The following is a 12,095-nucleotide window of genomic DNA, read 5'->3' on the forward strand; positions in this document are numbered from 1 at the left end:
TACGGAAATTTCCTACAAACGCCCGGGAAAGCTCCCATTCATGCCGCAGGATGCATTCGCTAAACTTGTCGAAATTCTGGTCATTTATATCCACCACTGAGGGCTCTGGCTGTGTTAACCCATGAACAATGTAAAGAGATCGTTGAATCCGGTCTGCTGAAATTTCAGGATGCAGCCACCCTTGATTGCCGTATCAACCAGCTAACGCTTCACGCCACCGGACAGACGCTGGCGCTGAGCGAGCCGCAAAAGCGGCTGCTGGTCTGCCTGTTTAAAAACATTACCTGTAAACGCAAGATCATCAATATCGTCTGGTACGAATACCACCAGCGTATTGGCGACAATAACTACCACCAGCTGGTGTTCCAGCTGCGCACCCTGTTCAAACAGCACCGGCTGCCCGCTCAGCTGGTGCTGACCGTACCCTATTACGGAGTGAGGATTAATGAGCCACTGCTGCCGGGCCTGCAGACAACCGCCGCAGAAGATAAGGCTGAACCGGTGCCCGCCGCGGCATTGCCCGACGCAGAAGAACCTTCGCCAGCGCTGCTCCCCCTTAGCGCTTCGACTGCTTCGACCGTTCCGACTGCTTCGGCCGCTTCGGCTGCTTCGGCTGCTTCACAGGAAGCCTACGCCCGACCGGCGCATAGCACCCGTCCATCGTGGTTAGCGCGCCTGAAAAATAGCGGACTTTCCTGCTTCAGCCTCTGTCTGCTGATGGTGGTGTAAATGATTACCGGGCTGACGCCTGAGCAATAAAGCGCGCGGTGCTGCGGTTCAGCGTGGCACATTTCTCATTTTCCGGCGTGTTGTCCTGCAGCAGTGCCTGGAAGCGCGTCTCGGTCTGCGCCGGCAGTTGCTGATAATCGGCTACCCGCGTGTTCCAGCCGCGCTGCTCTGCGGTCTCCAGCGCTGTGCGCTGCAGTTTATCCTGACCGGGGATATCGGTGCGTGAACAGTGTTCACGCAAAAACTGCGTACCGGCCAGCAGTGCGGACAGCTGATCCAGCTGGGTGGCCACCGGTGGCTGAGGTATTTTCGCTGTGTGCTGACAACCGGTCAGCAAGGTCAGGGTAAGTGCGGCAAAGGTAAGATAAAGCGAGCGTTGCATTAGCAGGGCACCAGAGACAGGGTTAAAAGAAGCGCACAGGGTAGGTGAGCACTCTTTCGCCGACAAGGAAGAACCGCGGAATTAAGGATGTTTAAGCCATTCCGCTTATGCTTTACCCATTTTCTGGCGCGAATGCCCGCCGATAAGGAACATCAGGGTCGGATACCCGCATGAATCCTGGCTCCGTTACCCGGCCCTGTACGTAGAGAGCGACAGTTTGTCCCTGGCGAGTCGCAGAACTGACCCGCCAGGGCTAAACCCTAGAAGAAATACTTAAAGCGCACGCGCATGCCGTAACGATCCTTGTCGTTCTGCTCAGCCGGTTTATTGTCGATATTAATCCGCGACCAGTAAGCGCCAAGGTAAACGTTAAAGTTCTCCATATCCATTACGTTGCGGAAGCGGTATGAGCTGTGGAGGGTGTGCAGGCTGTATTTGCCCATGATCGCCGCTTCCCCGCTGGCGTTATCGCTGTCGCCGTAGTTAAAGGCTTTAATATCGTTATGGGCGTAGATATAGCCCAGTTCAATATCGCGCCACAGGGCGTTGATGCCGGCGCTGAAGTCCTGCTCCTGTTCGGCGTCCAGGTATGCGGTGCTCAGGTTAACCACCGTGCCGTTCTGCGGATCGTTACGCTGGCCGTTCCACGAGAAGGTGGCACCGTAACCGGTACGCTTCGACTGATCGTGGAAGCGTCCGCTGGCGTCATAGTAGCCGTAAGCATTGCTGACCACGTTGCTCTCCATCGCCAGCGCGGCGGTAAAGGCGTCAACCGTCAGCGCCGCCACCGGACGCAGATAAACCACGTTCTTTTTATTCTCCAGCCCGTAGCCGTGGTACTGGTCATCGTTGAACAGGGTGGTGCCGTCTTTCGCCAGCGCGTTCAGTTCGAAATAGAGCGGGCCGCTGGTTTTACTCAGCTGCAGCGCGCCGCCGGAGCTGCTGCGCCCGCGCCCTTCTTTCATCATATAAATGTAGCCGTAACCGTCGTCATACAGGTCGTTGGCGGTATTACCGGAGTACTCAACGAAGGTGTCCTGGTTGAGCGGGAACATATCGAAGGCTTCATAGCGGCCGACTTTGGCTTTCCAGTTATTCTCCTGGCCGAAGAAGAACACCGCATCATCCAGCCCCATGCCGCCGGAGACGTTGGCCAGCGGCTGCACGCTGAAGCCGGAGAAACGGTCATCCGTACCGCGGCGGTAGCCGTCCAGCCCGATCAGCAGCCGTCCGTTGACGTCCCAGCGCTCCTGGCTGCCCAGCGCAACGCTTTTGCCGTCGCTGCCCTTCATGGCGGTCAGGCTGCCGGAGCGGCTGGCGGCGTCAACGTTAAACTCCACGTCACCGTACAGCTTGAGATCGGTATTTCCATTGAGGGTTAGCGTTAGCGGTTTTTTAATTTCACCGACCGCGCCGGTGTTATTTCCCCCGGCCGCCGTGGCGGTATTTGTCACTGCTGCGGGGGTATTTTCTGCTGCGCTTAGCGGGGCAACGTTCGCCGCTAGCGCAGGGGTATTTTCTGCGGAAAACGCGGGGGAAGGTTTACCCTGTGGCCCGGCGTGGGTTGGCACAGCCTGAGGAGAGGCCTGGCCCGCTAAGGCGACAGCGCCCTGTTCTGGCGGCATTTTTTTCAACGCCCTGATTTCCGACTCCGCGTTATCCGCCCGCCGTTCGGCGGCCAGCAGCCGCTGCTCAAGCAGCGCAAAACGCTGTTCGGTGGTCAACGTGGATTGTGCATATAAAGAGGCAGGTAACAGACCGGCGCACAGCATGATTCCGATGCGTTTCTTCATGGAATAAACCTTTTATTATTTTAGCCACAGAGGAGAGAAATGCCCGCCTGCCGTCAGGCCGCGGGCAAAGTTGTTTTTATTTTAAAGACCAGCTGCCAGAATCAGTTAAGGTGGCGCTGCCGGACCAGGCAAAGACCTTAAGCTGACGCTGTTCGGGATAGATGCGGCTGCTGAGGCAGGCCTCACCGTCGTTGACGAACACCTCCACCGACGAGCGGTCAAAGAACACCCGCAGCACAAGTTCACCCGCGTCACCCAGCGGCACGCTGCGCTGGCCGCACAGACCATGCTGAGGATAGTGGCGCTCCAGCACCAGCCGCTGCGCCTGGGCGTCAACGTACAGGCGCATCCCCTCGCCCAGCGCGATACCGTACTGTTCGGCGCTGCTGGCTGTACGATCCCACTGCAGCAGCACTTCGGCGCTTTCACAGTGGTCCATCACCGGCTGCTGCTGGTTGTTCAGCATGTTCACCCCCCAGCCCTGCCACTGCTGGCGCATGGCTTCCACCTCGCCTGCCGGGCGCATCTGCACCCGGTTATCCGCCGTCAGGCTCAGCTCGCGCGGCAGCGACAGCATTCCCGCCCAGCCGTCCTGCTGCTCCGGCATCGGCGACTCCCACATTGCCAGCCAGCCGATGATGATGCGGCGGCCGTCCGGCGTGAGGAAACTCTGCGGCGCGTAGAAGTCATGGCCGCGATCCAGCTCCTGAAACGCCCCCTGCTGCGCAAACGGCTCGCCCGGTAGCCAGTGGCCCACCAGGCAGCCGCTCTGGTAGAGATTGCGCCTGGCATAACCGTCGGCCGCCATCCCCTGCGGCGAGAACATCAGCATCTGCTTATCGTTCAGGGTAAAGAAGTCCGGGCACTCCCACATAAAGCCCTGCCCCTCTCCGGCCACCGCCAGCACGCCTGCGTCCTGCCACTCCCGCAGATCCGCAGAGCGGTAGAGCCGTACCTGACCAATGTCGCCATCGCGTGCGCCAACCACCATCCACCACGCCCCGTCCTGCCGCCACACCTTCGGGTCACGGAAGTGGTGCATCCCTGCTGGCGTGTCCAGCACCTGCCCCTGGCGGCTGAAGTGCACGCCGTCGCGGCTGGTCGCCAGGCACTGCACCTGGTAGAGGTTATCCTCGCTGGACGCATCGCCGTGGAACTTATGCCCGGTATAGATCAGCGCCAGCTCATCGCCGTTGACCACCGCCGACCCGGAGAAACAGCCGTCCTTATCCTCCGGCCCCTCTGGCGCCAGCGCCACCGGCAGGTGTTCCCAGTGCAGCAGATCGCGGCTGCGCGCGTGGCCCCAGTGCATCGGCCCCCACTGTACCGAGTACGGGTGGTGCTGATAAAAGGCGTGATACCAGCCGTCGAACCACACCAGCCCGTTCGGGTCATTCATCCAGCCCGCGCGGGCCGCCAGGTGGTAGTGCGGGTACCAGCGTGGGTTCAGATCCTGACTTTTCTCGCCGAGGGCCCGTTCGGCCTGTTCCAGTAATAACGTCATAGTTTTCTACTCTTTTGGCTTTCAAACGACAGAGGGCTGCGCCGGCAGCGCCTCTGAGGACGGCTTGTTGCCGCGTAAAAGGAAAATGGAGATAAAGGTGGTGCAGAACACCAGCAGCCCCATCACCAGATAGGAGGGGGCGAAGCCGAAGCGCTCGTAGCTGTAGCCTGCCAGCGGCGACAGCACCGAGGCGATCACCGAGCTGGTGCAGGCAAAGCCCACCAGATACAGCGTGGAAGAGAGGCGTTTGTCGAAGTTAAGGCTGTTGTATTTGAAAATCGCCACCAGCAGCACCGGCAGCTCCAGCGCGTGCAGCAGTTTGGTTACCGAGATCAGCACCGGCCCTTCCACCAGCCCGGAGGCGATCATGCGCAGCGCCATCACCATGCCGGCAAAGATCAGGCCGTTTTTGGCGCCGATGCGGTTGACCAGCCACGGGGCGCAGAACATGCCCGCCGCTTCCAGAAAGACCTGGAATGAGTTGAGGTAGCCGTACATGGCGTTGCCTTCGCGCAGGGTGGCAAACTGCGAGGCAAAATAGACCGGGAACTGCTGGTCGTAGACGCCGTAGATGCAGGTGCCGATCACGAACAGCACCAGCGCCCAGAAACGCGGCAGGGTCAGCAGCTGTAGCGCGTCCTGCAGCGTGACCGGTCGTGCGCCCAGCTCCACCTTCTCCAGGCTGGCCGGCGTATTCACCCGCAGCTGCGCCAGCAGGATGAAGAACACCAGCCCGGCGCACGAGGCTACGAGGAAGTTAAGGTGCGGGTTGAGGTTAAACAGCAGCCCGGCAAAGAAGGTGGCGGCCGCCCAGCCCAGCGAGCCCCACATGCGCGCTTTACCAAACTCGAAGGTGCTCTGACGCGAGACGCGTTCGGTGTAGGATTCCAGCACGCCAATGCCGCCGTTAAAGGTCAGGCCGATAAACAGGCCGCCGAACACGCTGCCGAGCAGGATGTTAATTTTCAGCAGGGTGCCGAACAGCAAAAATGCCGGGCCGGAGAGGATCAGCAGCGCGGTCATCCACCACAGGATATGCTTGCGCAGGCCCAGCTTGTCCTGGATAAAGCCGTAACACACCTGAGCGCAGAGCGCGGTTACCGACAGCACGGAGTAAATAATGCCGGTTTCGCTGGCGCGCAGCCCCACCTCCTGGTGCAGCCAGATCGACAGCAGCGAGCTGGACGAAGACCAGCTGACAAAAAAGAAGAACAGTAATGCACTTAACAGCGGGTAGCTGCGGGAATGATGTTTTTTCATCGTGGCACACTCACAGGGATAGTGGGCGCAATGGTAACGTTAACAAAACAATTCCCACATCTGCTTTCAGCGCGATAGTTGATGTTAATCACAAGAGTTAACGTTAACATTATACAAATGAGAGCGCGATCAACTTTTGTCAGGCACCAGCACGGCTAAGAGGATCCCTCGGGGCGGTGGTACGCTGCCGCGCACAAAACAGGCCCGCGAGCTTTGGCATCCCCGCTCACGTGGGGTAATCTTGAGCCAACTGACCGACAGGTCGGACATTTACCCAGACAGGACAACGCGTTATGTCATCGCTAAAAGAAGTTGCCCAACTGGCCAACGTGTCGCTGATGACCGTTTCCCGGGCGCTGAACAGCCCGCAGCGGCTGAAACCCGAGACGCTGGCCCGCGTTCAGGCCGCAATTAACGAACTGAACTACGTGCCGGACCTGTCGGCGAAGAAGATCCGCGGCGCGCGCAGCACCGCCAACACCATCGGCGTGCTGGCGCTGGATACGGTGACCACGCCGTTCTCGGTGGAGATGACCCTGTCGATTGAAGAGACCGCCCGCGCCCACGGCTGGAACAGCTTTGTGATTAATATGTTTTCCGACGACAGCCCGGAGACCATGGTCGATCTGCTGCTGTCGCACCGCCCCGCCGGCATTATTTACACCACCATGGGGCTGCGCCGGGTGCCGGTGCCGCCGCGGCTGCTGACCCTGCCCTGCGTGCTGGCCAACTGCGAGAGCCTGAATGATGCGGTAGCCAGCTATATTCCTGACGACGAGCAGGGCCAGCATCAGGGGGTGAAAGCCCTGCTGGCGGCGGGTTACCGGCGGCCGCTGTGCCTGCACCTGCCGTCCGGCCAGCCGGCGCCGCCGCGCCGCCGCCGCGGGCTGGAACGCGCCTGCCGCGAAGCCGGCCTCGACCCGCTGACGCTGGATCACTGTGAAATGGCGCACGGCGACCAGCACTACCGCAGCATTCCGGCGATGGTCGAAGCACATATGCCGCAGGGCAAGCCGGACTTTGATTCGGTGGTCTGCGGTAACGACCGCATCGCGTTTATGGTTTATCAGGTGCTGCTGGCGAACGGCGTGCGCATCCCGCAGGACGTCGGCGTGCTCGGCTATGACAACATGGTCGGCATTGGCGACCTGTTTCTGCCGCCGCTCTCCACCGTGCAGCTGCCGCACTATGAGATTGGCCGGTTAAGCGCACTGCATATCATTAACGGCGAAACGCACCGCGACACGGTCAGGGTGGAGAGCCCGTGGCTGGCGCGGGGATCGCTGTGAGCTGAAAGGGGCGACGGGCCAGTACCCTGGTGCCACGAAGCTGCCCGCCGCCTCAGGTGACCGACCGCCGGTAACAGGATCTATCGCCCTGCGGAAGCATGGATCCCCGCAGGGCATTCCCCTGCAATCCATCCATACGCAACCCGGCCGCAACTTAAGCCTGTGCTGCTCCGTCCTGTTCCAGCGACCGTAACAGGGCACGCAGCTGCGTATCCAGGCTGGTCAGCGTTTCGGCCGACAGGGCCGAGAGCAGCTGCCGTTCGTTGTCGACGTGCGCCTCCACCACCTGATTAATCAGCACCACCCCGGCGGGCGTCAGCTGCACCAGCATACTGCGCGCATCGTGCGGATTAGCCACGCGGATAATCAGCTCGCGGGTTTCCAGCCGCTTCAGCCGGTGCGTCATGGTGCCTGAAGTCACCATCAGCGTGGAGAACAATGCGGTCGGGCTCAGGCAGTAGGGCGCGCCGGCACGCCGCAGCGTCGCCAGCATGTCGAACTCCCACATGGTCAGCTCATAGTGGTTAAAACAGGCTTCCAGACGCTGTTCCAGCAGCGCCGTACAGCGTTTGAGACGACCGATCGGCCCCATCGGGCTGGCATCCAGGTCCGGGCGCTCGCGCCGCCACTGGGCAAGAATGGTATCGACCGCGTCGTGGGTTGGGTTAGTTTTCTCAGGCATATATCTTGACTTCAAGGTAATTAATCAACAGACTTATATTATCTTGAACTAAAGGTAATGTCATAACATGTCTGCAAATACCGCCCTGCGCCACTGGCGCGACGTTGTGTTAACCGCGCTGGCCCCGGCAATCTGGGGCTCTACCTATATCGTCTCCAGCGAGTTTCTGCCGCCGGACCGGCCCTTCACCGCGGCCCTGATCCGCGTACTGCCCGCCGGATTACTGCTGCTGCTGTTCGCCCGCCGGCTGCCGGCACGCGGCGAGTGGGGCCGTCTGCTGGTGCTCAGCGCGCTGAATATCGGCCTGTTTCAGGCGCTGCTGTTTGTCGCCGCTTTTCGCCTGCCCGGCGGGCTGGCGGCGGTGCTGGGCGCGACCCAGCCGTTGATCGTAATGCTGCTGGCCTGGACGGTGGATCGCCTGGCACCGTCGCGTATCGCCTTCTGGGCCGCCCTCGCCGGGGTGGCCGGAATGGCGGTACTGCTGCTGTCGCCGCAGACGGTGTTTGAGCCGGTGGGCATGGCGGCGGCGCTGCTCGGGGCTGTCTGTATGGCCTCCGGCGTCTGGCTGAGCCGCCGCTGGCGGCTGTCGCTGACGGTGCTGCCGCTGACCGGCTGGCAGCTGGTGCTGGGTGGGCTGATGCTGGCACCGGTGGCGTTGACGGTTGACGCGCCGCTGCCCGCCCTGACCCTGACCAACCTCCTCGCATACGCCTGGATCTGCCTGGCCGGCGCGCTGCTTGCCTACGCGCTGTGGTTTCGCGGCGTGGCCCGCCTGCCGACGGCGGCGGTGGCCTCGCTCGGGTTGCTCAGCCCGCTGACCGCCGTGCTGCTCGGCTGGGCGTTTCTCGGGCAGTCGATAACCGGCACGGCGCTGATCGGGCTGATCGTGGTGCTGGCCAGCGTGTTCGCCGTGCAGGGGGCGATGGCGGGAAAGCGCAGAGAGAGGTAGGTCGGGCTCTCTGTAAGCAGGCTGTGAAGGCACCGTTACCGCCAGCATTGTGCGAAAGCCCGGTAACGATTTGTCTGGCCTTGAGTTTCAACGGTCTGCGTTTATCACCAGCGGCAGAGGATTTCGAAGCGGCAATCAAGTAGAGCATCAGCGGCAGAGAATTGAGAACCCGATTTCAGGACGGGTATCACACTGATTTTTTTTCAGGCTGGAAAAAGGATGCAGCAGGAGTAGGATGATTCTTATTACTGCGTTTTCAGGGTGAAAGCGTCGGCAGCTTTTTTCGGGATCAACCGCCGTTCAGCGCGAGGCTGGACGGCGGTGTTCAGATCTTAATTCAGTAAGCCAGTAAGGATGCGTTTATGAAAAATATCCTGCCATCGGTGCTGTTCTTATTACTAGTTTTCATTCTGATTTTCGCGCTGGTACGCAAAGTACACGGGCTGGATTAAGCCCCGCTTCTTCGACAGATAGCCCTTCCGCTCTTATAACGTCGTGCTGCCATAAGCCGCAGACCAGTCCTGATCGAAGCGCTGTAGCGCGTTATCCACCGCCGGATCCTGCAGGAACAACTCGGCGACATCCGGATCGACGGTGATCGCCCGGCAGCCCGCCAGCATACAGTCCAGCACCTGGCGTGCGGTGCGGAAGCTGGCCGCCAGCACTTTCGCCTGCGGCGCGTGGAGATCGACAAGCTTTTGCAGCTCCTTCACCAGCACCACACCGTCACCGCCCTGCGCATCAATACGGTTAACGTAGGGGGCAATGTAGCTGGCCCCGGCCAGCGCGGCGTACAGTCCCTGCCCCGCGCCGTACACCGCGGTGCCCAGCGTAGGAATATTTTGCTGCGTCAGCGCCTTAATCACCACCAGTCCGTTGTGGGTTACCGGCACTTTTACCACCAGTGACGGTACCATTTCACGCAGCCGCAGCGCGTCGTCGATCATCGCCTGCGGCTCGCGGGCCATCACCTGCGCAAACAGCCTGCCGTCCGCCGGCAGCAGCGATGCCAGCTCCTGCAGCACGTCGGCCAGCGGCCGTTTGCTGCGGGCAACGATGCTCGGATTGGTGGTGACGCCTTTGATCGGTAAGATCGGTGCCAGACGACGGACCGTGGCCACATCTGCGGTATCGAGATAAAACTCCATTACTGCCTCCGGAAAAACGCTGCGAATAAAATCAGGAAAGTTGAAACAGGCTGCGGAGAAGATAAATGAAACCTGAAAGCAAACAGGTGATGGCTGTCACAATTTCCCCTGGAAAACGAAAGGAGCAATATGCACTATAACATTATGATAATTAACACATTGTTTTTATTAATCCCGCAGGAAGCACAAACAGGATCGCGCTGATTTAATCTGGCGATCTCTTTTGAAAGAAATGAAACAAGTTTCGAAAGTTCAGCCGCTGCTATGGCACGCGAAAGCCCCGAAGACAGCATGCTGACGTTGCGCACCGGATACTATCAGATATCCCTTCGAACCTGAGGGATCAGAACGGCGCGGCGCAGCGGATCGCCATCGGTTCACCGCTGAGCGGATGCACAAAGTTCAGCGCGCTGGCGTGCAGCATCAGCCGCCGGGTCTGCGCGGTGCCCGGCTGCAGCAGCCCGCCGTACAGATCGCAGCCGAGGATCGGATGCCCCAGCCACTGGCAGTGGATACGCAGCTGATGGGTGCGCCCGGTTTCCGGCGTCAGCCTTACGCGGGTCAGCAACAGCGGTTCTCCACCTTCCCCTTCACGACGCAGACGTTCAAGCACCCGATAGCGCGAGCGCGCCGGCTTGCCACTCATTTCACAGATGCTCATCAGCGGAAACAGCGCCGGATCGCGGCCTATCGGCGCATCAATCACTCCCTCATCCTCCCTCAGATGGCCGAGCAGCAGCGCCTCATAACGCTTACTCACCGTACGCTGACTAAACTGCTGACACAGCGCGGCGTTGATGACCTTGTTTCTCGCCACCAGCATCAGCCCGGAGGTGCCGAAGTCGAGGCGGTGAACCAGCGCACAGCCGGGAAAGTCCTGCACCAGCCGGTAGTGCACCGAATCGAGGTTCTGCGGATTTTTGCCCGACAGGCTCAGCAGGCCGGAGGGCTTGTCGATCAGCAGCAGGTATTCATCCTGGTAAAGGATGCGGATTTCATCGTGGCATACGGGAGCGATAAAGTGGTCGGTGATGGCGGACATTGTGCGGTTCTTAAGATAAGGGTGGGGGAAGATGATAGCGGGAACAGGGTCAGCCTGGAAACAACGGGCAGCTTAAAGCCCATTTACAGGGTCTGCGGACACAGGACGCTGCGATCGTCGTCATTACAGGGGGACGATTCGCAGTGCTGAGTTCAGAGCGGAATTTTTATCGGGAAGTGCAGAAAAGTAAACTGCTGAATCAATCGTTACTTGCTGTCTTTCATGATTGATTTACAAAAAATACATTTGGCACCGTAAGGGTTTTGTTTTGTAATGTCGAGATGCGAGAAGCGGTACTGAATGCTGAAGCATGAGGGACATTTTAGCTTAAAATTTGTGATAGAAACCTTCTTATTTTGTTTAACGAACGATTCACGATAACAGCTTTCTCACTACAAATCTGTTTTATTTTGACCGATTAAGGAGATAACTATTCTGTCAGCAGCCAGTCTGCCTGACGCTTTTTTTTGTGTTGCGCGCTTACGGCGCGGATAAGACGGCCTCGTTGATTACAGCCACTCACATCATCTGCCCCATACCTGCATCACCGCTGGCAGAGGAGAACATGTGAATACCTCCTCCCGATGGGCTAATAAACTTGACTTCAACAACCGCGCAGGGAGATACCGCCATTTTTATCCGGTCAGGCAAAACGCTCAGACCAGTAGCTGTTATCCAGCGTGGAGATAATCACGCCTTCACTGGTAGAAGCGTGGATAAATTTCTTACCGCCGATATAAATGCCAACGTGTTTCTGCTTAGGTGAAAGCTGGAAAAATACCAGATCACCGGCCCGCAGATCTTCACGTTTCGTTTTCACCCCTTGCTTGATCTGTTGCTCGGTGGTGCGCGGCAGATGAGATGACGCTTTGCCGAAAAAGGACGAATGATAGATTTTCTGCACTAGCGCTGAACAGTCAATACCTTTCATCGTCGTACCGCCAAACCGGTACTTCACGCCACTCCAGCGGGAAAACTCAGAAGAAAGTTTTTTCTTTACTCCGGCATCACCGATCGATTTATTTGCTGATTTCTGAGCCATCATACTACTGTAGTCAGAGGCATACAGCGGAGCAGAGCTAAAAAGGGCGATAAGCAGCAGACCGCCGGTGGCAAAATTTCGGGCATTCATAAAAAACGATTCACTCTTTGGTTAATATCCGGGCAAAATTTAACCATCAACCATTCTGGCGTCAAGAGGGGTGGAATCACGATATTATCGCTTACACGCTTCTGACAAACGGATGTCTTGCGTAAATTTTTACGTGTCATCATGGACGACATTGACAGGAATGGCTTTTATTTCAGACACCTAAA

11 protein-coding genes are annotated in these 12,095 nt (G+C 58.8%); 3 read left to right on the top strand and 8 right to left on the bottom strand.

Annotated features, from left to right (window positions below):
- Positions 1 to 111: 111 nt before the first annotated feature.
- Positions 112 to 729, top strand: coding sequence for a hypothetical protein (locus ASF13_RS19360; protein ID WP_056240265.1), 618 nt, complete (start codon positions 112 to 114; stop codon positions 727 to 729).
- Positions 730 to 733: 4 nt separating this feature from the next.
- Here the strand turns inward: ASF13_RS19360 and gspS are convergent, their stop codons facing one another.
- The 4 genes from gspS to ASF13_RS19380 form a co-directional block, all read right to left on the bottom strand.
- Entirely contained in the window at positions 734 to 1,111 is a 378-nt protein-coding gene (gene gspS, locus ASF13_RS19365; protein WP_056240268.1) for a type II secretion system pilot lipoprotein GspS, read from the bottom strand.
- 260 nt (positions 1,112 to 1,371) lie between these two features.
- Positions 1,372 to 2,904 (bottom strand): carbohydrate porin, encoded by a 1,533-nt coding sequence (locus ASF13_RS19370; RefSeq protein WP_056240270.1) that lies wholly within the window; start codon positions 2,902 to 2,904, stop codon positions 1,372 to 1,374.
- Between the two features lie 76 nt (positions 2,905 to 2,980).
- Positions 2,981 to 4,408, bottom strand: coding sequence for a glycoside hydrolase family 32 protein (locus ASF13_RS19375; protein WP_056240273.1), 1,428 nt, complete (start codon positions 4,406 to 4,408; stop codon positions 2,981 to 2,983).
- A 21-nt stretch (positions 4,409 to 4,429) separates the two neighbouring features.
- On the bottom strand, positions 4,430 to 5,668 hold the full coding sequence (locus ASF13_RS19380; RefSeq protein WP_056240277.1) for an MFS transporter: 1,239 nt from the start codon (positions 5,666 to 5,668) through the stop codon (positions 4,430 to 4,432).
- Between the two features lie 293 nt (positions 5,669 to 5,961).
- Between ASF13_RS19380 and ASF13_RS19385 the strand changes: the two genes are divergently transcribed.
- Positions 5,962 to 6,957, top strand: coding sequence for a LacI family DNA-binding transcriptional regulator (locus tag ASF13_RS19385; RefSeq protein ID WP_056240281.1), 996 nt, complete (start codon positions 5,962 to 5,964; stop codon positions 6,955 to 6,957).
- Between the two features lie 154 nt (positions 6,958 to 7,111).
- On the opposite strand, the gene ASF13_RS19390 is transcribed toward ASF13_RS19385, so the two are convergent.
- Positions 7,112 to 7,639 (bottom strand): MarR family winged helix-turn-helix transcriptional regulator, encoded by a 528-nt coding sequence (locus ASF13_RS19390; RefSeq protein ID WP_056240284.1) that lies wholly within the window; start codon positions 7,637 to 7,639, stop codon positions 7,112 to 7,114.
- Between the two features lie 67 nt (positions 7,640 to 7,706).
- Between ASF13_RS19390 and ASF13_RS19395 the strand changes: the two genes are divergently transcribed.
- Positions 7,707 to 8,588, top strand: coding sequence for an EamA family transporter (locus tag ASF13_RS19395; RefSeq protein ID WP_056240286.1), 882 nt, complete (start codon positions 7,707 to 7,709; stop codon positions 8,586 to 8,588).
- 485 nt (positions 8,589 to 9,073) lie between these two features.
- On the opposite strand, the gene fsa is transcribed toward ASF13_RS19395, so the two are convergent.
- The 3 genes from fsa to ASF13_RS19410 all read right to left on the bottom strand — a co-directional run bounded on the left by fsa (position 9,074) and on the right by ASF13_RS19410 (position 11,910).
- On the bottom strand, positions 9,074 to 9,736 hold the full coding sequence (gene fsa / locus ASF13_RS19400; protein WP_056240289.1) for a fructose-6-phosphate aldolase: 663 nt from the start codon (positions 9,734 to 9,736) through the stop codon (positions 9,074 to 9,076).
- 343 nt (positions 9,737 to 10,079) lie between these two features.
- On the bottom strand, positions 10,080 to 10,778 hold the full coding sequence (locus tag ASF13_RS19405; RefSeq protein WP_056240291.1) for an RluA family pseudouridine synthase: 699 nt from the start codon (positions 10,776 to 10,778) through the stop codon (positions 10,080 to 10,082).
- A gap of 643 nt (positions 10,779 to 11,421) precedes the next feature.
- The gene (locus ASF13_RS19410) at positions 11,422 to 11,910 is read right to left on the bottom strand and encodes an NlpC/P60 family protein (protein WP_056240293.1); all 489 of its coding nucleotides are present in this window, start codon (positions 11,908 to 11,910) and stop codon (positions 11,422 to 11,424) included.
- Between the last annotated feature and the right edge of the window lie 185 nt (positions 11,911 to 12,095).

It is taken from the genome of Erwinia sp. Leaf53 (assembly GCF_001422605.1).
Taxonomy (GTDB): Bacteria; Pseudomonadota; Gammaproteobacteria; order Enterobacterales; family Enterobacteriaceae; genus Erwinia.